Consider the following 20,679-nt stretch of genomic DNA (forward strand, 5'->3'; position numbering starts at 1 on the left):
CGCGCCCTCCTCGCGGGCCTCGCCCTCAGCGGCATGGCTCATGCGGCAGGGGCCTCGGCGCCCGGGCTGACGCTGTCGGGCAAGTTCGTGCAGGGCGGCTACGCTATTGGCCGCACCGCGCCGCACGCCACCATCGATATCGACGGCGAAGTCGTCGGCTTGGCCTCGACCGAGGGCTGGTTCGTGGTCGGCTTCGACCGCGACGCGCCGCCGCTGGTGCGCGTCACCGTCACCACCGCCGACGGCTCGGCCAGCCATGAGGCTGCGATCGCGCCTGGAACCTTCGATGTTCAGCGCATCGACGGCCTGCCCGCCGACCAGGTCGCGCCTGTCGATCCGGCGCTGCTGGCCCGCATCGCCGCCGAGGGTGAGCGCAAGGCGGTGGGCTTTAACAGTGTTCTGGACCTCGACGCCTTCAAGACCGGGTTCATCATGCCCGTCGAAGGCGCGCGGCGTTCGGCGCGGTTCGGTGGCCAGCGTATCCTCAACGGCGAGCCCAAGCGTCCCCATTTTGGGGTTGACCTAGCGGCGCCTGTGGGGACTTCCGTGCGGGCTCCGGCCGGCGGGTTGGTCGTTTTCGCCGAGACCGGATTGCACTTCGAAGGCGGCCTTATCCTGATCGATCACGGCCAGGGACTGATCACAGCCTATCTCCACCTGTCGAAAGCCATTGTTATGGCTGGCGATCTGGTCAAGCAGGGCCAGATCATCGGCGCCGTGGGCAAGGAGGGCCGCGCCACGGGTCCGCACCTGTGCTGGCGCATGAAATGGCGTGGCCGCAACCTGGATCCATCCCTGATGGTCGGCGCCAGCGCCCCTCGCCTGTAGCGCGAAAATAAACCATTCATTAGCCATGATCTCACTATCCAGAAGCTTGGCCGCGTGCTTATTCGCGGCTCGGTTTTCCGGTGCGACGAGGAGATGGTCACCGCATGTCGGCGGAATATGCGAACCTGCGCTTTCTGCTGGTGGACGATAACCACCACATGCGAGCCATCGTCAGCACCATTCTCAAGGGCGTGGGCGTCAAGCACGTGCGCGAGGCCATGGACGGCGCCGAAGCCCTGCAGGCGCTTCGCGAGGGTCTGGTCGACATCGCCATCGTCGACTTCAAGATGTCGCCGCTGGATGGTGTGCAGTTCACCCAACTGGTCCGCAACTCGCCCGACAGCGTCGATCCCTTCCTGCCGATCATCATGCTCACCGGCTTCGCCGAGCGTAATCGCGTGTTCGAGGCCCGCGACTCCGGGGTCACCGAGATCGTGGTCAAGCCGGTCACGGCCCGCTCGCTGCTGGACAGGATCAACACGGTGATCTTCAAGCAGCGGCCGTTCATCCGCTCGGGCGACTATTTCGGCCCCTGCCGCCGCCGTCGCGACGAACCCAACTACGCAGGTCCCCATCGCCGGCAGGGCGATGGTCCCGGCGCGCTGGAAATCTAGCCTTCGCGACCTTCCGCATCCCTGGTGGCCAACGCGGCATAGACCTCGTTGGGCCAGCGGCGGTGCACCCAGAACCATTCTGCAGGCCGCTCGCGGATGCGATCTTCCATGAAGGCGTTGATCAGGCGCACACCCGTCTCGATGTCGGCCGTGCGATCGCCGGTGGCAGGCACGACGATGGGATCATGGACCACCGCCCGGAAGCGCGCGCCCTTGATCCGCTGCACCGACATCGGCTGCAGCACCGTGCCAAAACGGATCGCCAGACGCGTCGGCCCCGGCGCGGTGCGGGCGTCATGGCCAAAGAACGGGGCCGCCACGCCGTTATTGAACTTCTGGTCGTTCATCAGGGCGACCGACCGGCCTTCCTTCATCCCTTCCAGCAACTCGCGCGCGCCGTCCCCGCCCTTGGGCGCGAACAGCCGTACGCCATAGCGGAACCGGCTCTGCTTGATACGCTCGTCGACATAGGGGTTGTTGGCCGCGCGATAGGTCATCTCGCAAGTGACGCCGCTATCGACGATGGCGGCGGGCATCACCTCCCAGTTCGACAGGTGGCCTGAAACGAACACCACCGGGATCTTCGTTTCGGCGATCGCGGCCAGGCGCTCCTTGCCCACCACCTCGACCCGTCCGGTCGAGGGCAGGATCTTGTCCATCAACGGGAACTCGGCGAACGAACGGCCCAGACCGTCCCATTGCGCGATCAAGGTTTCAGCCCGCCAGGCGGCGTCCTTTTCCGGAAAGGCCAGCTTCAGATTGCGCTCGGCCACCTTGTGAGCGCCGCTCATCGGGCCGAACGTGCGACCCATCCAGCCGCCGAAACTCGACGCGGCGTCCACCCCCATAAGGCGAAACAGGGCGATGAAAAGGTCAAAGCCCAGCGCCTCCAGACGCCACAGCAGATCCTGGGCCCAGGGCCGACGCTTATCCGACATGCCTTCTTAGTAAGCTGGCTTGCACGCCGCGCGCAACGCCACTTCGCCCGGCACGCGACTTGCGGGCAACAAGCACGACCGTTCCGTTTCGGGACGCTCGATACTAGCGGGGGGGCTTGGCTTCCATGGGTAACGACATCGACGTGCATCTGGGCAAGCGTCTGCGCCGTCGTCGCCGTCTTCTGGGTCTGACCCAGCAGCAACTGGCCGGCACGGTGGGCGTACGATTCCAGCAAATTCAAAAGTACGAGTGCGGCGCCAATCGCATCTCGGCCGCTCGCCTCTGGCAGCTGTCCGAGGCGCTGGAAGTGCCGGTGGGCTATTTCTACGACGGCCTCTCCGACCAGGTTCGCCGCGAAGCCGCGGGCGAAGCCGAGGGCGGCGAGATGTTCGCCCGCAAGGAGACGCTGGATCTGATCCGCGCGTACTACCTGCTCGGCGAGCGTCCGCGTCGTCGTCTGCTGGACCTGGCCAAGTCGCTGAACGGCGGCGAGCACGCCGACGCATAAGTCAGAGTAGCGTACTTGTGGCGGGGGGGGTAAACCCCGCCCATGACGCTTTCCGCTGACCGGCTCGCGGCGCTCGACGCCTTCATCATCGACCTGAACCGCGCTTCGGCGGGGGCGATCCTGCCCCTGTTCCGGGCCGATCACGGGCTCGAGGACAAGGGCGCGGGCAAGAACCTGCCACGCGACAGCCATGCCGCCTTCGATCCGGTGACGGAAGCCGACCGCGGCGCGGAAGCGGCGATACGCGCCCTGATCTCGGAGCACTATCCCGAGCACGGCGTGATCGGCGAGGAATATGGCGAGGATCGCCCGGACGCCGAATTCGTCTGGGTGCTCGATCCCATCGACGGCACCCGCGCCTTCATTGCCGGCCTGCCGCTATGGACCACTCTGATCGGCCTGCGCCATCAGGGCAGCCCCGTCCTGGGCTCTATCGGCCAGCCCTATATGGACGAGCTGTTCGTCGGCCATGCCGGCGGTTCGCGCCTGATGTCGCGTGGCCAGAGCCGACCCATCAAGGTCCGCGAATGTGCGAACCTGACCGACGCCGTCATCGCCACCACCGATCCCGACGCCTGTTTCGACGGCGCCGAACGCGGCGCCTGGCTGCAGGTGCGCGCCGCCGCCAAGCTGGCCCGCCTGGGCTGCGACGCCTATGCCTACGCCATGGTCGCCATGGGCAAGATGGACATGGTCGTCGAGGCCGGCCTGCAGTCCTGGGACATCGAAGCCGCCATCCCCCTGATCGAAGGCGCCGGCGGCATGGTCACCAACTGGCGCGGCGAGCCGGTCGGCCAGAACGGCGGCCAGATGGTGATCTCGGGAGATCGCAGACCGCTGGACGAGGCGCTGGTGTCACTCAGGCGGTCGGCGAAGTAGGCGCGACCGCGTCCACCGTCTCGTCAAACGCTGCCCAGAACTGCGCCCGGCGCTCGTCGGTCTCGATCAGGATTTCGTGGAACGCGCCCTCGACCTCCAGGTAGCGGCCCCTGGGAATACGCCGAGCGATGGATCTGAGGTCGGTGTTCAGTACGCGGCTGTCCTCGCCCGCACCAACGATGGTCACCGGGATCGAGATCGTCTCGACGCCCGGCGAGCGGCGCAGCCAAGCGCAGGCCGAGAAGGCGAAATCCACCCAGCCCCAGGTCGTGCCGCCAAGGGCGATGTCGCGGTTGGCAAGCTGCTGCGCCCGATAGCGTTCGTAGCGGGCCTGATCGTGGGTCAGGGCATCGGCGGCGAAGCTGTGGGTGAAAGGGTCGCCCTTGTCGTCCAAGGTGTAGTCGCCCGAGAGGCCGGCGCGGGACATGACCCAGGCCAGCGCCCGCGCGGCGCGGGCGGGGCGTCCGCCAGTATTGAGGCCTAGCATCGGCGCCGACAGTACGCAGGCCGAGAAACGGCTCTCGCCGTGCGCCAGGGCCAGGGTCGTCAGGCAGCCGCCCATCGAATGCCCCAAGGCGATCCAGGGCTTGGGCAGGCGATCTTCGAAAGTGTTCAGGAGCGCCGTGTAGTCGCCCAGGAAGGGTTTGAAGCCTTGGGCGTGGCCCTTGAGCCGGTCGGGCAAGACGCGGGCCGACAGCCCCTGCCCTCGCCAGTCATGGACCAGCACCGCGAAGCCGCGGGCCAGCAAGTCCTCGACGACCTCGTAATATTTCTCGATCGGTTCGCTTCGGCCCGGGCTGACAATCACCGAACCACGCGATTCGCCATCCGGGAAAAAGGAAGCGGCGCGGAGGGTCGCCCCGTCCGCGCCGACAAACCATTCAGCCGTTCCATGATCCGGAACGGGCGCCTCGGGAATCGATACCAGAGGCGCCCGTTCCGTCATGGGATCAGCGCATCTTCGCGAAGAGCGCCGCCATCTTGGACTGCAGCGCCATGGCCGTACCCATGTCCGAAAGCTTCAGCTTGCCGGTCATCACCGCCATGGTGGGGTCCAGCGAGCCGGCGCCGATGGCCAGCAGATCGTCCATGCTCAGGGTCATGACGAGGTCAGCGGGCAGGTCTTCGTTGCTGACCGAACCGCCATCGATGTGCACGACGCCGGCGTCCTTGAGGTCGAATTTCAGGCTCTTGCCCAGACCGCTGTCTTCGCCCACGGCGCCTTTGATACGGTCGGTGATTTCTTGCAGCGTAGCCATGAGCGCGATTTCCCTCTGTGTTTTACGTGTTGATTGGCGATAGCTAAACCGGGCGGCAGCGGCAAGTAAACACCGTTCAGACCCGGTCTGGTTTATTTCTTCTTGGCGTAGAACCCGACCTTAGTCGGGGATTTTGTCAACTTAACCCTTACGGCGCCCTTGAAGTCGTCCGGACGGAAATAGGGGCTGTCCTGCATCTCGGGTAGGGGTTGTGTGCGTCCGTCGGCGAAGATCGCGACGCCGCCTTCGGCCCTCGAAAACACGATGCCGGTCATTTTGGGCGCTAGCAGCGCTGCGGCCCCGGCCACCTTGCCGATGACTACGCCAGCCTGATCGACGGTGGCCGCCAACTCGGCGACCTCGTATTCCGACGCCGGTTTGATCTGCGTGCCAAAGTTGAGGCTGCTGCCGATCTTGGCGTCCTCGGGCAGGTCGAGCGCCAGCTTCGATCCGCTCTCGAGCTGAGCCAGGGTCGGCAGGCGCTCGAAGACGCCGGCCGCGTCGACGGGCAATGGTGTGCGGGCGCCCGTAGGCTCGATTAGCGTCGCTTTCAGGTTCGACAATGGTTTCCCATCCCGCGAAAGGCCGTAGCTCAGACGCAGCTTTGAGCGTTCGGCGGGCGGCACTTTCAGGAATTTCTCGAGATAGGGGAACGCCTTGGAGGCCGGCCCGATCTTTTCCGCCAGGGCGGGCGTCGCCGCGGCGATCAGCGCGCCGGCCATCAGCATCGCGGTCCAGCGGTTCATTGCATGGCTCATTTGGGCTTTACGAATTTGAGGGTCATGCGGTCGCTCTCGCCGATGGTGTCGTACTTGGCATGGTCGAAGCCGGGCTCGGCCGGCTCGCCGCGCGGGGCCGACAGGCGGGCCGGCGGCAGGGTCCAGACGCCGAAGGGATGGTCCTTGGTGTCCTTGGGATTGGCGTTGATCTCACTGGCGCCGGCCACGATGAAGCCGGCCTCGCGGGCCATTTGCACCACATAGGCTTCCTGCACATAGCCATCGGCCGCCAGGACGTCCTGAACACGCCCAGGCTCGCCACGATGCTCCTCGACGCCCAGAACGCCGCCGGGCTTCAGCGAGGCCAGGGCGTCCTTGAACGCCTTTTCGGCGATACCGGCCGCCATCCAGTTGTGGACGTTGCGCAGGAACAGCACCAGATCGGCCGAACCGGCCGGCGCGACCGGACCGCTGGTCGGACCAAAGGCGGTGACTTCCACCGCGCCATAGAGCTTGGACTTTTCAGACAGCTTGCGCCGATAGGCCTCGACCACCCCGGCGGCGGCGGGGTCGCTGGGATCCACCAGCAGGGTCGGGGCATAGAGCTTGCCGTTGGTCGCGGCCAGAAACGGCGCCAGGATCTCGGTGTACCAACCGGCCCCGGGCCAGAACTCGACCACCGTTTGACCGGGTTTCAACTCCCAGAACTTCAGGCTCTCGATGGGATGGCGCCACATGTCACGAGCGCGGTCGGCCGACGAGCGCCAATCGCCGCCGACCGCTGTCTCGATGGTCCCGTTTTCAGCCTCGGGGGCCGACTTGGGCGTCTCGTCGGCTTTCTTGGATCCACAGCCGACGAGGCCCACCGCCGACGCGCCGACGATCAAGCCCCGTCTGGACCAGGCAATATCCGGAAGCATCATCCCCCCTCGCGATCGCCGCCAGACTATTTCGCGACCTTGGCCAAAAGGCGCCGGACTACGACGGCTTGCGGAAACGCAAGGTCATCCGGTCGCTCTCGCCAATCGCATCGTACTTGGTACGATCGAAGGTAGGGTCGGCAGGCTGGCCACCCGGTGCGGTGCGCTTGACCGGCGGCAGGGTCCAGACGCCGAAGGGGTGATCCTTGGTGTCCTTGGGGTTGGCGTTGATCTCGGATTTGGCGTCCAGCTTGAAGCCGGCCTTTTTGGCCAGCGCGACCACCGTGGCGGTGGCCAGGTAGCCGCCCGAGCCGGGGCTGCCCTCGGGACGGGGATCGGCGCGGTGATCCTCGACGGCCAGCAGGCCGCCCGGCTTGAGCACGGCGAAGAAGTCGGCGAAGGCCTTGTCGGCGACGCCGGGCTGGCCGGTCCAGTTGTGGACGTTGCGGGCCGTGAGCACGAGGTCAGCCGAACCCGGCGCGCCCAGCGGCGCGGACAGGGTTCCGAAATTGGCATACTTCACCTTGCCGTAGCGGGCTTCGTCGGCGAAGCGAACCTCGAAGTCCGCGCGCCCCTTGCGCGCGCCATCGGACAGCTTGGGATTGGCCAGATCGGCGACGCTGGCGATGTAGGTTCCGCCGGTGGCCTTGGCGTAGGGCGCGAGAATCTCGGTCCAGTAGCCGTTGCCCGGCGAGACTTCGATCACGGTCTGCTTGGGCTTCAGCCCCCAAAACGACAGGCTCCCATAGGGGTGGCGGGCGCCGTCGCGGGCCACGTCAGCGGCAGGGCGGTGAGGCGCGGCGACGGCGGCCTTGAGGGCTGCGTCGGCGGCGAAGGCGGCGGGCGCTGCCAGGCACAGGGCGGCTGCCAGCATCAGGACATGGCGACGGTGGGTCATCTTGGGAGGTCTCTTCCGCGTCAGGAGCGGCGACCTTAACCGGGGGATCGAGCCGATCAAGCGTTTAGCGACCGACGCTCGATTCAACCCCTTGAAGCCAAAATCCTGCTTCCTACCTGTCTATCCGAAGGCGCTGGATTTCCGGGCCTTCCGAACCACAGGCGTCGCCGGTTTCGGGGCGCCGAAGGGACGAACAGACACTGCAACCTTGCTTGATAAGAAGGATGTGACCATGCGCACTATCGACCTTTCCCCCCTCTATCGGTCCGTCGTCGGCTTCGATCGGCTGGCCTCCCTGCTCGACGCCGCCGCGTCAAACGAAGCCGCCTCGGGCTATCCCCCCTATAATATCGAGCGCACCGACGAGAATGCGTATCGCATCGAGATCGCCGTCGCCGGCTTCAAGCCAGAAGAACTGGCCATCGAGGTGAAGGAGAACCTTCTCACCGTCACCGGTCGCAAGGCCGCCAATGACGACGCCAAGCGCTATCTGCATCGCGGCCTCGCCGAGCGCAATTTCGAGCGCCGCTTCCAGCTGGCCGACTATGTGCTGGTGACCGACGCGGCCCTGGCCGACGGCCTGCTCTCCATCGCTCTGAAGCGCGAACTGCCCGAAGCCCTCAAGCCGCGCACCATCGAGATCAAGTCGGCTGCCGCCCCGCTGATCGAAGGTAAAAAGGTCAAAAGCGAAAAGGCCGCCTGACCGGCAGCCCTGAACATCGTCTTCTGAGATCCCTCCCCTCGACTTTGGCGGCGCAGCGATGCGCCGCCTTTTTCGTATGGGAAGCTATTCCGGCGAGGACAGATCCAGGCCCTGCGCCTGGCTCAGGTCGCATTCACGGAAGCTGGCCTTGACGGCCCGCGCGCCAGTGAAGTCGGCCCCGCGCAGATCGGCGCCGTCGAACACGGCTTCCGAAAGATCGGCCGTCTGAGCCATAACATAGCGCAGGCGAGCCGAAGCCAGATTGGTCAGGGTGCGCCGCTCAGGACCCAGCGGAAGCGGGCCGAGAAACGCCTGGCGCAGGTCGGCCTTGGTCAGGTTGGCGCCGGTCAGCTTGGCCCCGCGCAGGTCGGCCCCGCGCAGGTTGGTGGCGCGCAGGTCGGCGTTCTGCAGGTTCGCGCCCTGTAGCTGAGCGCCCGACAGATCCAGCCCGACCATGCAGGCGCCCTTGGCGCTCATGGCCGTCAGCCGCAGCCCCTTGAGGCGGTCGCCCAGCGGACGCAGATCCTCGCCGTCCAACCGCGCGCACTGGCCTTCCTTGCCGCCAGTCTGGCACCAGCGCTGATTGTCCAGGGCGCGCTTATAGAGCTCTTGAGCCCTCGCCTGGGCCTGGGCCGTGACGGCGACCAGGGCGCCGGCCATGTTCGAGCCGGCGGTGCGGGCGGTAGAGGTGTCGACCCCTGCCATCACCGAGCCTTGCAGATTGGCGCCCTCAAGGTTGGCGCCCTTGACATCGGCGCCGTCAAGAATGGCTCCCGACAGGTTTGCATCCTTGAGGTTAGCGCCCGACAGCTTGGCGCCGCGCAGCGAACAGTCGCTGAAATCGGCCTTGAAAGCCGACACGCCCTCGAACTGCGAGCCGTCCAGGGTGGCGCCCGAGAAGTTAACCTCGTCGACCTCGCCCTGGCGCGTCTCGTGGCGCAGCGTGTCGAGGCCCTTGCGGGGATGGGGGATGGCGATCTGGCCTTCGCGGAAGTCAGCCTGGGTCAGGTCGGCCTGGGCCAGGTTGGCCCCGCGCAGACAGGCGCCCCGCAGGTCGGCGCGAACCATTGTCGCCTGGCGCAGATCGGCCTTGCGCAGATCGCAGCCGAAAAGGTTAGCGCGGTCCAGCTTGGTGCGGACCATGCGGCAACCATCGAGAACCGAGCCGGAGAAATCGGCGTCGATGAGATTGCGGAACGACATGTCCAGACCGGACAGATTCATGAATTTCAGGGAAGCCCGCTTGCCGCCCTGCTTGCCCGTCACGAATTTCTCGTGGGATGTCACGATCATGTCGAGCTCTGCCTGGCTGAGGCGTCGTCTACCAGCCATGCTTTGCGCGGCGGTCATGTCTCTCAGTCTCTCCCTGGGTCATTGCCCGACGGTAAGGATAACGCAGTTCGACGAGCGAACAGTTAAGGCCGCGTGGAAATGTCGTGCTCGAAGCTTGAGTGGGCGACGCCCGGCTAGATAACGCCTCCCAAACCCCTCGCCCCCAGGCGAATGGCTCCGGTGATGTCGATCTCTTTGAGGAGAGCGTTGGTGAAATTGGCGCGCGACAGGTCCGCGCCACTCAGGCACGCCTGTCGCAGGTCGGCTCGCGCGAGATCGGCGTTGGTCAGGATGACCCCGGTCATGTCCGACGGCAGCAGCCGGTCCCGTCCGATCAGCAAGGGGCCCAGTTGAGCGTCGCGCAGATCCGAACCCGAAAGCTTGGCGCCGCGAAGCCGTGCGCCGCGCAAATCGGCATGGCGAAGATTGCAGGCTCGCAGGTCCGCGCCCTCCAGCTGCGCGCCCTGAAGCTGCACGCCCTCCATGTCGAGGCCGTAGAACACCGCGCTCTTGGCCGACAAGGCCGTCAGGTTGAAGCCGCGGATCGATTTCAGATTGCGCAGGTCGGCCTTGTCGAAGGAAGACGGCTTGCCCTCCGCTCCCCCGGTCTCGCACCAGCGGGCATGATCGGCGATCATCTGCTCATAAGGCATGTCGGAGACGCTGGTGCCCGACGGCTTGTCGGTCAGTGCGCCCTCCATATTGGTGTCACTGACGTTCCAGGACTGGGTCTTGGCCCCGACCAGCACAGTGTTGCGCAGGTCGGCGCCGGCCAGATTGGCCCCGGAAAGGTCGGCGCCCGCCAGGTTGGCGCCGTTGAAATTGGCCTGCTTCAGATTGGCCCGCACAAGCTTGGCGTCCTTCAGGATCGCGTCGCTGAAATCGGCCTTGGTGGCCATGATGCCTGACAGGCGCGAGCGTTCCAGGTTGGCCCCGGCCAGGACCGCGCCGGTCGCATAGGCCTCGCGCTGGATCGGCTCGATGATCTTGTAGCCTTCCTTCCGATCCGCCGCGGCGATCGAGCCTTCGCGCAGGTCGGCCTCGAAGAGATCGGCGCCGGTCAGGTTGGCGCCCCGCAGGCTGGAGCCGCGCAGGTCGACGCGGCGCATCGAGGCGTCGGTCAGATCCGCGCCCTGCATGTCGGCGCCGTACATGTTGGCATTGTCGAGCTTGGTCTTGCGCATGTCGCAACCGACCAGCAGCGCCCCCGTAAAATCGGCGTCGCAGAGATTTCGGCCCGTAACCGAAAGGCCCGACAGGTCGCAGAAGTTAAATACCGCCCGCGCGCCACCGAGCCGAGCCGCCCACAGGCGGTCGTGCTTGGCGCAGATGACATCGACGTCATACTGCGTGAGGCGCCGGTATTCGTGGCCAGTCGCCACCGGAGCGGTCATGGTGATCGCGATCTATCCTTGGATGGATGGATCATTACCATGCCTGCTCCCGCATTAACGCTGAGTTTCCAAGCGCTTCTGCCGCAATCAGGCAATGGCGGGCAGTTTCTGAGCCCGGGCCTCGTCCAGATAGCGGACCGCAACCGGCTTCAGATCACCATCCAGCTCGATCACCAGCGGGTTGCCGGTGGGGATCTCGACGTGAACGATGTCGTCGTCGGGCACCTGGAACAGGTGCTTGACGATGGCGCGCAGCGAATTGCCGTGGGCGGCGACCAGGATCGTCTCGCCCTTAGCCAGCTTCGGCGCGATCTCGGCTTCCCAATAGGGCAGCACGCGAACCAGGGTCGTGGCCAGGCTCTCGGTGGACGGCAAGTCCTTGCCGGCGTAGCGGCGGTCCTTGCTGAAATCGTATTCGCCTCCAGCCGCCAACTCAGGCGGCGGGACATCATACGAACGACGCCAGATGGTGACCTGCTCCTCGCCATGCTTGGCGACGGTCTCGGCCTTGTTCAGACCCGTCAGGCCGCCGTAGTGGCGTTCGTTCAGGCGCCAGTCCTTGGTCACCGGCACGAAGCTCTGCTGGGCGGCGTCCAGCGCCAGGTTGCAGGTGCGGATCGCGCGCGTCTGCACAGAGGTGAAGGCCTCGTCGAAATCGATGCCTGCGGACGCGATCAGTTCGCCGCCTTTGCGCGCCTGAGCCTCGCCTTCGGCGGTCAGGTCGACGTCCACCCAGCCGGTGAAGCGGTTCTCGAGATTCCACTGGCTCTGGCCGTGGCGGAGCAGGACGAGGGTTGGCATCGGGCCTCCTTGCGAGATGTCACGGGCGGGCTAGGCCCGGCGGCGCGTCACGTCAAGCGCTGCCTCCCCTTGGCGCCCCCTCCCCGTCAGCGCGACACATGCTATAGGCAAGGCCATGTCCGACCGCTTCTTCATGCCCCTGATGGCGCTGATCGCCTTGGCGATGATCGCCCTCGCCCTGGTCTGGCCGCAAGGCTATGGCGCGCGCTCGCCCGATCCGTTCGGCTCCGTCCCGATTCAGCAAACGCCGGAAATGCGCGCCAAGATCGAGCGCGAGAAGGAAGGCGCCAGACGCCGCGCCGAAGAGGCCGTCCGCGCCGTCAAGGCCGCCGGCGGAACCGTTCAGTGAGCGCCTTCGACGCCGTCTCGGTCGGGCAGCGGGTGCTGATTGGCGAAGCTGACGCACTGCGCGAGCTGTCCAGCATGCTTGGCGAGTCTTTCGTCAAGGCGGTCGAGACCGTGTTCAACGCCAAGGGCCGGGTCGTCTGCACCGGCATGGGAAAGTCAGGCCACGTGGCGCGTAAGATCGCCGCGACCTTGGCCTCGACAGGCACCTCGGCCATGTTCGTTCACCCCGCCGAGGCCAGCCATGGCGACCTGGGCATGATCGGCCCAGATGACGTGGTGCTGGCCCTGTCGAAATCAGGCGCGGGCCGCGAGTTGTCCGACACCCTCGCCTACGCCAAGCGCTTCTCGATCCCGCTGATCGCCATGACCGCCGTCACCGAGAGCCAGTTGGGCCAGGCGGCCGACATTTTATTGTTGCTGCCCGATGCGCCGGAAGCGACCGCCGAGGTCAGCGCCCCGACCACCTCCACCACCCTGCAGATGGCCCTGGGGGACGCCTTGGCCGTGGCCCTGTTAGAGCGACGCGGCTTCACGGCCAGCGATTTCCGCGTTTTTCACCCCGGCGGCAAGCTGGGCGCAATGCTGCGCACGGTCGGCGACCTGATGCACGGCGAGCAGGAACTGCCGCTGGCCCATATCGACGCGCCGATGTCCGACGCGCTGCTGGTGATGAGCGAAAAGCGCTTTGGCGCCGTGGGCGTCATTGACACGGCCGGCGCCCTGATCGGCCTGATCACCGACGGCGACCTGCGCCGTCACATGGACGGGCTGATGAGCCACATCGCCGGCGAGGTCATGACCCGCGCGCCGCTGACCATCGCCCCATCGGCCCTGGCCGCCGAAGCCCTGAAGATCATGAACGAGCGGCGGATAACGGTCCTGTTCGTGGTCGAAGGCGAACGCCCGGTCGGCGTATTGCATGTCCACGACCTGCTTCGGGCCGGGATTATCTAGCTGCAATTTACGTTTCGCCGACCTTTGTCATGTCAGAGCGCTAGCGGAACCTTTGCCGCGACGGTAAGGCGACGTTCTCAACATTGAAGCGAGCCCCGATGTTCTCCGCTCCCCGCTCTGACCTCGTTCCCAATACCGCCGCCTATGAGAACGAGCCGTTGGTCAAGGCCACGGGCTTTCGGGAATACGACGCGCGCTGGCTGTTTGGGCCGGACATCAACCTGCTGGGCATTCAGGCCCTGGGTCTTGGACTGGGCACCTACATCCAGGAACTGGGCCTGGCGAAGATCGTGGTCGGCCACGACTTCCGCTCCTATTCGTCGTCGATCAAGAACGCCCTGATCCTGGGTTTGATATCGGCCGGCTGCGAGGTCCACGACATCGGCCTGGCCCTGTCGCCCACCGCCTATTTCGCCCAGTTCGACCTGGACATTCCCTGCGTGGCCATGGTCACCGCCAGCCACAATGAGAACGGCTGGACGGGGGTGAAGATGGGAGCCCAGCGTCCGCTAACCTTCGGTCCCGACGAGATGGGCCGGCTGCGCGACATCGTGCTGGGCGGCAAGTTCGTCGAGCGTGACGGCGGCAAGCTGATCCGGGTCGAGGGCCAGGCCGAGCGCTTCATCGCCGACGTCGCCAAGCGCGCCAGCATCACCCGGCCCCTGAAGGTCATCGCCGCCTGCGGCAACGGCACGGCCGGGGCCTTCGCCGTCGACGCCCTGCAGCGCATGGGCGTGACCGAAGTGGTCGGCATGGACACCGAGCTCGACTACACCTTCCCGAAGTACAACCCGAACCCCGAAGACGTGGAGATGCTGCACTCCATGGCCGCCGCTGTCCGCGAGCACGGAGCGGACCTGGCCTTCGGCTTCGACGGCGACGGCGATCGCTGCGGCGTGGTCGACGACGAGGGCGAGGAAATCTTCGCCGACAAGATCGGCCTGATGCTGGCCCGGGATCTCGCCCCGCTGAACCCCGGCGCGACCTTCGTGGTCGATGTGAAGTCCACCGGCCTCTACGCCACCGACCCGATCCTGGCGCAGCACGGCTGCAAGGTGATCTACTGGAAGACCGGCCACAGCTATATCAAGCGCAAGAGCGCTGAGCTGGGCGCCCTGGCCGGCTTCGAGAAGAGCGGTCACTTCTTCATGAACGGCGAGCTGGGTTACGGCTATGACTGCGGCCTGACCGCCGCCGCCGCCATCCTGGCCATGCTGGACCGCAACCCCGGCCAGAAGCTGTCGGACATGCGCAAGGCGCTGCCGGTGGCCTTCACCTCCCTGACCATGAGCCCGCACTGCGGCGACGAGGTGAAATACGGCGTCGTCGCCGACGTGGTGAAGGAATACCAGGACCTGTTCGCGGCCGGCGGTTCGATCCTGGGCCGCAAGATCGTCGAGGTGATCACCGTCAACGGCGTGCGGGTGCACCTGGAGGACGGCTCGTGGGTGCTGGTGCGGGCCTCCTCCAACAAGCCGGAGATCGTCGTCGTGGTCGAAAGCATCAGCTCCCAGGACGACATGCGCGCCCTGTTCCGCCAGGAAGTGAAGCCGCGCCTGGGCGACCGGGTCGGCAAGTACAACCAGGAAATCTGAGACCCGGCGCCGGCGCATTCCTCTTGCGCGGAACCGCAAAGCCGGGCGATCTCGCCGTGATGCGTCGCTCGATCTCCCTTGCCCTGACTTGCGCCCTGCTCGCCGGACCGGCTTTGGCAGCCGATCCCGGCACGACCCAGCGCGGCGACACCCTGCGCGACGCCGTCACTGCACCGTTGGAGGATCTGAACCTCAAGCGCAAGGACATCCCCGCCGTCCTGACCCGCGCGGTCGCCGATCCCTATGACGTCGCGGGTCTGGAGCGCTGTGAGCCGATCGCCGCCGAGATCGGCCGGCTGGATGCAGCGCTCGGCCCGGATCTGGACGAGGCGCCGCCGCCGGACAATCGCTCCAGGGGCAAGAAGGTCGTCGACGGCGCCTGGAAGGCCGGAGTCGCCGAGGTGCGCGACCAGACCACCCACGTCCTGCCGTTCCGCGGCTGGATCCGCAAGCTGACCGGCGCGGCCAAACACGACAAGGCCGTGCAGGCCGCCATCCGCTCAGGCGGTATCAGGCGCGGCTATCTGAAGGGCGTTGGCATGCGGATGAACTGCGCGCCGCCGGCCGCGCCCAGCTGGTTCGTGCCGGCTCCGCCGCCCAAGCCGGCCGCGGCGATCACCCAAGCCGAAAGCGTGATCGCCACGTTCATCGAGACCTGGAACAACTTCCTGACCTGGGTTCGCAAGCTCGTCGGCTAGAGCATTTTCCGATAAGTGTGAAACGGTTATCGGATCGAAAAATGCTTTAAACTTTTGATTTAGAGTTCTTTTCGCCCGACCCTGATGAAGCCATCAGGTCGGAAAGGGCTCTAGAGCAGCAGGCTTCGAACCCGTTCGACCAGCTGCGCGCCGTCGAAGGGCTTCATCACATAGCCCGCCGCGCCCAGTTGCATGGCCTGGACAATGCGGTCCAGGCGTCCATCGCCCGTCAGCATCAGCACCGGAATGTGCGCGGTGGCGGAGTCGTCCTTGATGGCCTTGAGCGCGTCCAGACCGCTTTGCCCCGGGATGCGCACGTCCAGCAACGCGGCCGCCGGCGTCCTCACGGCCAGCGCCGCCATCAGGGCGTCGGCCGTCTCGAACCCGACCACCTCGAAGCCGCCCCGGGTCAGGACGATGGAAATCAACTCCAGAATGTCGGGATCGTCGTCGGCGACATAGATCAGGGACGCGGCTTTGGACATCGGTCGCGATCAGGCCCGAAACAGAATCAGGGGATGATCGCCGGCGAAGCCGGGATCTCTCGACAATTGGTCGTTTCGAACCGGGTTCGTCAAACCCTGCTTGTCGCTAAGGTCCGCGCCAGGGTCTCGATCAATCCCAGAGTCGACAAGGGCTTGGGGATCTGGCCGTCGAATAGGTCGTCGACTGTCAGGGTCGAGGCGTCGGCCGAGAAGGCCAAGATCGGGGTCCGGGCATTGAGGCCACCCTGGCGGATCCGGGCGGCGGCGGCCCGGCCATCGACGCGCGGCATCCGCAGGTCCATCAGGATGACGTCGAAGGGCGCCTCGCCCGCGCTGGAGATCGCCTCGTCGCCATCGGCGGCGTCGGTCATCTCGGCGCCGAACGGACCCAGGATCGCCCGCACCAGTTCACGATTGGCGAGATTGTCGTCGACGATCAGAATCCGGCAGTTATCGGGGAGTGTCAGCTGCCCATCGCTCTCGCTCGCGCCCTCCTCGCCATGATCGACTATGGGAGCAGGAAGCTCGAACCAGAACCGCGAGCCTTCGCCTTCGCGGCTCTCGACCCCGATGTCACCATCCATGGCCTCGGCCAGGCCCTTGCAGATCGCCAGGCCAAGACCCGTGCCGCCGTACTTGCGCGTCGATGAGCCATGGACCTGGGAGAAGCGCTGGAACAGGTAACCGACGCGGTCGGCGGGCATGCCGGGCCCGGTGTCGACGACCGAGAACGATAGGCGTTCGGTTGCCGGATCGAAAGCGGCCTGGACCTCGACGCCGCCCTGCTCGGTGAATTTCACGGCGTTGCCGATCAGGTTGAGCAGTATCTGGCGCAGCCGGTCGGGATCGGCCAGCACCACCGGGGGCACGGCCTCCAGGCCCGACATCTTCAGCGACAGGCCCTTGGCTCTGGCCTGGGCGTCGAAGAGCTCGATGGTCTCGCGCGCCAGCTCGGCCGGCGACATCGGCCTTGGCTTGATATCGACCTGCCCGGCCTCGAGCTTGGAGAAATCAAGGATGTCGTTGACGGTCGCCCGCAGCGCCTTGCCGGCGTTGGAGACCCGCTCGACATAGCCACGCGTCGCGTCGCTGAGCTCGGGCTGGTCCTCGACCAGCTTGGTGAAGCCCAGGACCGCCGTCAGCGGCGTGCGCAGCTCATGGCTCATATTGGCCAGGAACTCGCTCTTGACGGCCGCCGCGGCTTCGGCGTCGGCGCGCGCCTGGCGCAGTTCGATTTCCAGCATCTTGCGGCGCGAGATGTCGCGGATGATGTCGGTGACGCCGTTGATCCTGCCTGTCGCGGGATCAAGCACCAGGGTCGGGCGCGCCTCGAACCAGATCTCCCGACCATCCTTGTGACGCGAGCGGTATTCGACCCGCACCGGAGAGGTGCTCCCGCGGCTTTCGAACTGGGTCCGAACCACGGTCAGGACCGCCTCGACGTCGTCATCGTGGATGAAGTCGGTCAATCGGCGTCCAATCACTTCATCGGGCTTGAAGCCAAGGCGATGCTCGACCGAAGGCGAAATATAGGTGATCCGGCCATCCAGGCTCGAATGCGCGAGCACGTCGCTGCCGTTCTCGGTGAGAATACGGAAGCGGGCTTCGCTTTCGGTGATGGTCCGTTCGGCCTCCTTCTGGGCGGTGACGTCCATGATCACACCGAACACGACGGTCGGGCGCCCCTCGGCGTCGCGCTCGACCTTCATGTGGCCGCTGACGTGCCGGACCTCACCGCTGGCGCGCACCACGCGAGTGAGCAACGTCGAGCTCGTCGCGCATCCCTCGACCATGTCTCGATAGTGCTGCCGGGTCCTCTCGAGATCCTCGGGGTGGATCGCCTTGAGCCACCGCTCAGGAGAGATCTGGGTTCCCGGCTCGATCCCCAGGATCGCGTACATCTGGCCGGACCAGGTCACCGCCTGGGTCGAGAGGACGACGCGCCAGTAGCCGACTCCCGCCAGGCTCTCGGCCATGTCGGCCCAGCGGGTTTGCTCCTGCGCCACTTCGCGCAAACGGCGTCTCTGGGCGTTGATCGTCGCCAGCGGCAACGCGGCGAAGATCGAGACCACCAGGAAGATCTGCAGGAACAGCGCACGCTCGGCCGTGTCCTGGGCCAACAAGGCGACCGGACCGATGTTCATCGTCGTGAAGCCGACGGCCATGCCCGACAGGATGAGAATCCCGGCCGCAGCCCCAAGGAATTCCAGCTCCAGAGCAACGAAGATCAGGACCGGTGGGATGATGAGTAACAGCGGATAGCGCGGCCGGGTGAACACCACGATGATGGTGACGACCAGCACCGCCAGGGCCAGCCAGCCGCGCCGGGTGACCGGGCGCTCGGCCAACAGCGAACGCGCTTGCCGAAAAGCGATCAGGCAAGGCGTCACCAGCATCAGGCCCAGGGCGTTGGACAGGCCCCAGCTGACGAAAGTCCGGCCAATATCGGCATCCCGCGAGGCGTACAGGACGGCGGCCGCAATGACGCCCGAGACCGCTGGCGCGCAGAAACCGCAGATCAGGGCGATCCACCCCAGATCGCGGGGCCGGCTGACATCCATGTCTCGACCAAGCACATGCCGCAGGGCTACCGCCGACAGCAGATATTCCACGACATTGCCAAGGCTGAGCCCCAGGGCCACCGGCAGGCGTCCGCCGGCATGCAGGCTGGCCGCTATGTTTCCCGCCACGGCGAAGGCGATCAGCAGCGGCCAGCGCGCGCGATCCGTCCAGAGCAGCACCGTCAGCACGACCCCATTGGCCAGCCAGATTGGCGCGATCTGCCCCAGGTCGCGTGGCAACTCGATACAGGCATAGGCCAGCAACGCCACCGTCAGCCCCAGAGCCGCGGCGGCGGCGATCCGGGTGGCCTGTTCGGTCCAATACGAAGGTGTCTGGGCTCGGGTCATATTGATCACCCTGCCAGCCCTGTCTGCATCACTGGTTAACGCAGCGGAAATCATTCGAGCGCCGCCTGAAATGACGTCGCCCTGGTGGAAACGGGCTGCCCGATGACCCGCGCTTGAACAGATCGTCGGCGATTGGCCCGGAGCCGTCGGCGGGCTATGTCCAAGCTCTCAACGCCGTGCTGCCTTCGGGCGCCTGTTCCCGAGAGAGTTCATCCATGCGTCTGCTTACGGCCCTGGCCATCTTCCTTTTCACCGTCCTGCCCGCCGCGGCGGCCGAGCGTTTCGACGATGCCCCGCGCATCGCGGTGATCTCGGCCTTCCCGCCGGAGCTGACTGTCCTGGCGGCCTCCACGAAAGACCAGAAGCGCTACACGGCCGCGGGGGTGACCTTCACCACGGGCGAGCTGGAGGGCAAACCGGTGGTGCTGTTCCTCAGCGGCGTCAGCATGGTCAATGCGGCCATGACGACCCAGTTGGCTCTGGACCGGTTCAACGTCACCCGGATCGTGTTCTCGGGCATTGCGGGCGGCGTCGATGAGAGCCTCGATATCGGCGACGTGATCGTGGCCGACCAGTGGAGCCAGAACCTGGAAACCGCCTTCGCCCGCGAGACCGAAAAGGGCTTCGAGCTCTCGGCTTCGATGCGCAACGACAATCTCCCCGCCTTTGGCATGATGATCCCCCGCTCGATCATGATCGCTCGCGGCGATAGTCCACCCGAGCGCCGCCGCTGGTTCCCGGTCGATCCGGCCATGCTGGAGACCGCTCGCGCCATCGCGACCACCGCCCCGCTGGCCCGCTGCGTGGCCAATCAGTGCCTGGTGCATGCGCCCAAGGTGGTGGTTGGCGGCAACGGCATCTCGGCGCCCGTCTTCCTCGACAACGCCGCCTACCGCAAATACGCCCGCGCCACCTTCCAGGCGCGGGTCGTGGACATGGAAAGCGCCGCCGTAGCCCATGTAGCCTATGCCAATGGCGCGCCGTTCATCGCCTTCCGCAGCCTGTCGGACCTGGCCGGCGGCGGCGACGGGGCCAATGAGATGCACACTTTCCTGCAGCTGGCCTCGGACAACTCCGCCAGTGTCGTGAAGGCCTTCGTGAAGGCTCTCCCTTAAGCAAGTTGTCATCCCGGAAGCCTCACAGAGGCTATCGGGGACCGCCGGAAACTCAGAGTTCGTTGCGGTCCCGGCTCTTCGCGCTGCGCGCTACGGCCGGGATGACAATCCCCCTATCGCGTGCCGAAGGTCCGGTCGCCGGCGTCGCCCAGGCCCGGCACGATATAGCCGTGATCGTTCAGCTCGGCGTCGATGGCGGCCGTCCAGATCGGCACGTCCGGATGGGCGGCGCGCAGGTTGTCGATCCCGACCTGGGCGGCCAGCAGGCAGACGAACCGCAGGTCGGTGACTCCGGCCGCCTTCAGGCGGGTGACGGCGGCGATGGCCGAGTGGCCGGTGGCCAGCATCGGATCGACCACGATGACCAGACGGCCGGCGATGTCCTGCGGCGCCTTGAAGTAATATTCGACCGCCTCCAGCGACTCTGGATCGCGATAGAGGCCCACATGGGCGACGCGGGCCGAGGGCACCAGGTCCAGCATGCCGTCGGCCATGCCCAGGCCGGCGCGCAGGATCGGGGCGAAGACCAGCTTCTTGCCGGCGATCTCCTTGGCCGAGGTCGGGGCGACCGGGGTCTCGATCTGGACCTCATCCATCGGCAGGTCGCGCGTGACCTCGTAGCAGATCAGGGTCGCCGTCTCGCGCATCAGGGCGCGGAACGTCTTGGTCGAGGTGGTCTTGTCTCGCATCTTGGTCAGCTTGTGCTGAACCAGGGGATGGCTGACGACGGTGACCTGAGACATGACGAGACTTTGCTAGGAGGCGGGGCTAGGAGCGGGCT

General features: G+C 66.1%; 22 protein-coding genes. 10 read left to right on the top strand and 12 right to left on the bottom strand.

The features are described 5' to 3' along the window. Nucleotides 1-33: 33 nt before the first annotated feature. Both ACP69S_RS00445 and ACP69S_RS00450 read left to right on the top strand, forming a co-directional pair. A complete protein-coding gene (locus ACP69S_RS00445; RefSeq protein ID WP_425993799.1) occupies nucleotides 34-828 on the top strand; it encodes a M23 family metallopeptidase in 795 nt (264 codons plus the stop codon). Nucleotides 829-932: 104 nt separating this feature from the next. Beyond that, nucleotides 933-1,442, top strand: coding sequence for a response regulator (locus ACP69S_RS00450; protein ID WP_425993801.1), 510 nt, complete (start codon nucleotides 933-935; stop codon nucleotides 1,440-1,442). Here ACP69S_RS00450 and ACP69S_RS00455 read toward each other — a convergent pair. Further along, nucleotides 1,439-2,380: a lysophospholipid acyltransferase family protein gene (locus ACP69S_RS00455; protein ID WP_425993803.1), complete on the bottom strand. Its 942-nt coding sequence runs from the start codon at nucleotides 2,378-2,380 to the stop codon at nucleotides 1,439-1,441. The two genes, ACP69S_RS00450 and ACP69S_RS00455, sit on opposite strands and share 4 nt — an antisense overlap. 116 nt (nucleotides 2,381-2,496) lie before the next feature. Between ACP69S_RS00455 and ACP69S_RS00460 the strand changes: the two genes are divergently transcribed. Together ACP69S_RS00460 and hisN are read left to right on the top strand one after the other, a co-directional pair. Further along, nucleotides 2,497-2,889, top strand: a complete 393-nt coding sequence (locus ACP69S_RS00460; RefSeq protein ID WP_425993805.1) for a helix-turn-helix domain-containing protein — start codon at nucleotides 2,497-2,499, stop codon at nucleotides 2,887-2,889. A 42-nt stretch (nucleotides 2,890-2,931) separates the two neighbouring features. Then, nucleotides 2,932-3,768: a histidinol-phosphatase gene (gene hisN / locus ACP69S_RS00465; RefSeq protein WP_425993807.1), complete on the top strand. Its 837-nt coding sequence runs from the start codon at nucleotides 2,932-2,934 to the stop codon at nucleotides 3,766-3,768. Here the strand turns inward: hisN and ACP69S_RS00470 are convergent. From ACP69S_RS00470 to ACP69S_RS00490, 5 genes are all read right to left on the bottom strand, one after another. Next, nucleotides 3,749-4,714, bottom strand: a complete 966-nt coding sequence (locus ACP69S_RS00470; protein ID WP_425993809.1) for an alpha/beta fold hydrolase — start codon at nucleotides 4,712-4,714, stop codon at nucleotides 3,749-3,751. The genes hisN and ACP69S_RS00470 overlap by 20 nt on opposite strands. 4 nt (nucleotides 4,715-4,718) lie before the next feature. Beyond that, a complete protein-coding gene (locus tag ACP69S_RS00475; RefSeq protein WP_425993811.1) occupies nucleotides 4,719-5,027 on the bottom strand; it encodes an SCP2 sterol-binding domain-containing protein in 309 nt (102 codons plus the stop codon). Nucleotides 5,028-5,119: 92 nt separating this feature from the next. Then, nucleotides 5,120-5,749, bottom strand: a complete 630-nt coding sequence (locus ACP69S_RS00480) for a hypothetical protein (RefSeq protein ID WP_425993813.1) — start codon at nucleotides 5,747-5,749, stop codon at nucleotides 5,120-5,122. Between the two features lie 32 nt (nucleotides 5,750-5,781). Then, the gene (locus ACP69S_RS00485; protein ID WP_425993815.1) at nucleotides 5,782-6,669 is read right to left on the bottom strand and encodes a class I SAM-dependent methyltransferase; all 888 of its coding nucleotides are present in this window, start codon (nucleotides 6,667-6,669) and stop codon (nucleotides 5,782-5,784) included. 55 nt (nucleotides 6,670-6,724) lie between these two features. Then, nucleotides 6,725-7,564, bottom strand: a complete 840-nt coding sequence (locus ACP69S_RS00490; protein WP_425993817.1) for a class I SAM-dependent methyltransferase — start codon at nucleotides 7,562-7,564, stop codon at nucleotides 6,725-6,727. A gap of 232 nt (nucleotides 7,565-7,796) precedes the next feature. Here ACP69S_RS00490 and ACP69S_RS00495 point away from each other — a divergent pair, with 232 nt between their 5' ends. Continuing rightward, nucleotides 7,797-8,267: an Hsp20 family protein gene (locus ACP69S_RS00495; RefSeq protein WP_425993819.1), complete on the top strand. Its 471-nt coding sequence runs from the start codon at nucleotides 7,797-7,799 to the stop codon at nucleotides 8,265-8,267. A gap of 84 nt (nucleotides 8,268-8,351) precedes the next feature. Here ACP69S_RS00495 and ACP69S_RS00500 read toward each other — a convergent pair whose 3' ends face one another. The 3 genes from ACP69S_RS00500 to gpmA form a co-directional block, all read right to left on the bottom strand. Then, on the bottom strand, nucleotides 8,352-9,617 hold the full coding sequence (locus tag ACP69S_RS00500) for a pentapeptide repeat-containing protein (RefSeq protein ID WP_425993821.1): 1,266 nt from the start codon (nucleotides 9,615-9,617) through the stop codon (nucleotides 8,352-8,354). A 116-nt stretch (nucleotides 9,618-9,733) separates the two neighbouring features. Then, nucleotides 9,734-10,993 (bottom strand): pentapeptide repeat-containing protein, encoded by a 1,260-nt coding sequence (locus ACP69S_RS00505; protein ID WP_425993823.1) that lies wholly within the window; start codon nucleotides 10,991-10,993, stop codon nucleotides 9,734-9,736. Between the two features lie 87 nt (nucleotides 10,994-11,080). Next, on the bottom strand, nucleotides 11,081-11,794 hold the full coding sequence (gene gpmA / locus ACP69S_RS00510) for a 2,3-diphosphoglycerate-dependent phosphoglycerate mutase (protein WP_425993825.1): 714 nt from the start codon (nucleotides 11,792-11,794) through the stop codon (nucleotides 11,081-11,083). A gap of 115 nt (nucleotides 11,795-11,909) precedes the next feature. On the opposite strand from gpmA, the gene ACP69S_RS00515 reads away from it, so the two are divergent. The 4 genes from ACP69S_RS00515 to ACP69S_RS00530 all read left to right on the top strand — a co-directional run bounded on the left by ACP69S_RS00515 (nucleotide 11,910) and on the right by ACP69S_RS00530 (nucleotide 15,389). Beyond that, a complete protein-coding gene (locus ACP69S_RS00515) occupies nucleotides 11,910-12,143 on the top strand; it encodes a hypothetical protein (protein WP_425993826.1) in 234 nt (77 codons plus the stop codon). Then, nucleotides 12,140-13,096: a KpsF/GutQ family sugar-phosphate isomerase gene (locus tag ACP69S_RS00520; RefSeq protein ID WP_425993828.1), complete on the top strand. Its 957-nt coding sequence runs from the start codon at nucleotides 12,140-12,142 to the stop codon at nucleotides 13,094-13,096. The genes ACP69S_RS00515 and ACP69S_RS00520 overlap by 4 nt, the downstream gene beginning before the upstream one ends. A gap of 98 nt (nucleotides 13,097-13,194) precedes the next feature. Next, nucleotides 13,195-14,691: a phosphomannomutase/phosphoglucomutase gene (locus ACP69S_RS00525; protein ID WP_425993829.1), complete on the top strand. Its 1,497-nt coding sequence runs from the start codon at nucleotides 13,195-13,197 to the stop codon at nucleotides 14,689-14,691. A 23-nt stretch (nucleotides 14,692-14,714) separates the two neighbouring features. Then, entirely contained in the window at nucleotides 14,715-15,389 is a 675-nt protein-coding gene (locus ACP69S_RS00530; RefSeq protein WP_425993830.1) for a hypothetical protein, read from the top strand. Nucleotides 15,390-15,499: 110 nt separating this feature from the next. Here ACP69S_RS00530 and ACP69S_RS00535 read toward each other — a convergent pair whose 3' ends face one another. Both ACP69S_RS00535 and ACP69S_RS00540 read right to left on the bottom strand, forming a co-directional pair. Next, entirely contained in the window at nucleotides 15,500-15,874 is a 375-nt protein-coding gene (locus ACP69S_RS00535; RefSeq protein WP_425993831.1) for a response regulator transcription factor, read from the bottom strand. A gap of 89 nt (nucleotides 15,875-15,963) precedes the next feature. Beyond that, nucleotides 15,964-18,783, bottom strand: a complete 2,820-nt coding sequence (locus ACP69S_RS00540; RefSeq protein ID WP_425993832.1) for a PAS domain S-box protein — start codon at nucleotides 18,781-18,783, stop codon at nucleotides 15,964-15,966. A 215-nt stretch (nucleotides 18,784-18,998) separates the two neighbouring features. Between ACP69S_RS00540 and ACP69S_RS00545 the strand changes: the two genes are divergently transcribed. Continuing rightward, complete coding sequence (locus ACP69S_RS00545) at nucleotides 18,999-19,898, top strand: 5'-methylthioadenosine/S-adenosylhomocysteine nucleosidase (protein ID WP_425993834.1); 900 nt, start codon at nucleotides 18,999-19,001, stop codon at nucleotides 19,896-19,898. Nucleotides 19,899-20,011: 113 nt separating this feature from the next. Here ACP69S_RS00545 and upp read toward each other — a convergent pair whose 3' ends face one another. After that, a complete protein-coding gene (gene upp / locus ACP69S_RS00550; RefSeq protein ID WP_425993836.1) occupies nucleotides 20,012-20,641 on the bottom strand; it encodes a uracil phosphoribosyltransferase in 630 nt (209 codons plus the stop codon). Between the last annotated feature and the right edge of the window lie 38 nt (nucleotides 20,642-20,679).

Origin of the sequence: Caulobacter sp. DWR1-3-2b1 (genome assembly GCF_049895765.1) — a bacterium.
Classification (GTDB): domain Bacteria; phylum Pseudomonadota; class Alphaproteobacteria; order Caulobacterales; family Caulobacteraceae; genus Caulobacter.

Bases quoted from the DNA above. Each gene is read 5' to 3' on its own strand.
- ACP69S_RS00525 (WP_425993829.1), top strand. From the start codon at position 13,195: ATGTTCTCCGCTCCCCGCTCTGACCTCGTTCCCAATACCGCCGCCTAT.
- ACP69S_RS00470 (WP_425993809.1), bottom strand. From the start codon at position 4,714: ATGACGGAACGGGCGCCTCTGGTATCGATTCCCGAGGCGCCCGTTCCG.
- ACP69S_RS00445 (WP_425993799.1), top strand. From the start codon at position 34: ATGGCTCATGCGGCAGGGGCCTCGGCGCCCGGGCTGACGCTGTCGGGC.
- ACP69S_RS00450 (WP_425993801.1), top strand. From the start codon at position 933: ATGTCGGCGGAATATGCGAACCTGCGCTTTCTGCTGGTGGACGATAAC.
- ACP69S_RS00535 (WP_425993831.1), bottom strand. From the start codon at position 15,874: ATGTCCAAAGCCGCGTCCCTGATCTATGTCGCCGACGACGATCCCGAC.
- ACP69S_RS00495 (WP_425993819.1), top strand. From the start codon at position 7,797: ATGCGCACTATCGACCTTTCCCCCCTCTATCGGTCCGTCGTCGGCTTC.
- hisN (WP_425993807.1), top strand. From the start codon at position 2,932: ATGACGCTTTCCGCTGACCGGCTCGCGGCGCTCGACGCCTTCATCATC.
- ACP69S_RS00545 (WP_425993834.1), top strand. From the start codon at position 18,999: ATGCGTCTGCTTACGGCCCTGGCCATCTTCCTTTTCACCGTCCTGCCC.
- ACP69S_RS00475 (WP_425993811.1), bottom strand. From the start codon at position 5,027: ATGGCTACGCTGCAAGAAATCACCGACCGTATCAAAGGCGCCGTGGGC.
- ACP69S_RS00490 (WP_425993817.1), bottom strand. From the start codon at position 7,564: ATGACCCACCGTCGCCATGTCCTGATGCTGGCAGCCGCCCTGTGCCTG.
- upp (WP_425993836.1), bottom strand. From the start codon at position 20,641: ATGTCTCAGGTCACCGTCGTCAGCCATCCCCTGGTTCAGCACAAGCTG.
- ACP69S_RS00480 (WP_425993813.1), bottom strand. From the start codon at position 5,749: ATGGCCGGCGCGCTGATCGCCGCGGCGACGCCCGCCCTGGCGGAAAAG.
- ACP69S_RS00500 (WP_425993821.1), bottom strand. From the start codon at position 9,617: ATGACCGCCGCGCAAAGCATGGCTGGTAGACGACGCCTCAGCCAGGCA.
- ACP69S_RS00540 (WP_425993832.1), bottom strand. From the start codon at position 18,783: ATGACCCGAGCCCAGACACCTTCGTATTGGACCGAACAGGCCACCCGG.
- gpmA (WP_425993825.1), bottom strand. From the start codon at position 11,794: ATGCCAACCCTCGTCCTGCTCCGCCACGGCCAGAGCCAGTGGAATCTC.
- ACP69S_RS00505 (WP_425993823.1), bottom strand. From the start codon at position 10,993: ATGACCGCTCCGGTGGCGACTGGCCACGAATACCGGCGCCTCACGCAG.
- ACP69S_RS00455 (WP_425993803.1), bottom strand. From the start codon at position 2,380: ATGTCGGATAAGCGTCGGCCCTGGGCCCAGGATCTGCTGTGGCGTCTG.
- ACP69S_RS00515 (WP_425993826.1), top strand. From the start codon at position 11,910: ATGTCCGACCGCTTCTTCATGCCCCTGATGGCGCTGATCGCCTTGGCG.
- ACP69S_RS00485 (WP_425993815.1), bottom strand. From the start codon at position 6,669: ATGATGCTTCCGGATATTGCCTGGTCCAGACGGGGCTTGATCGTCGGC.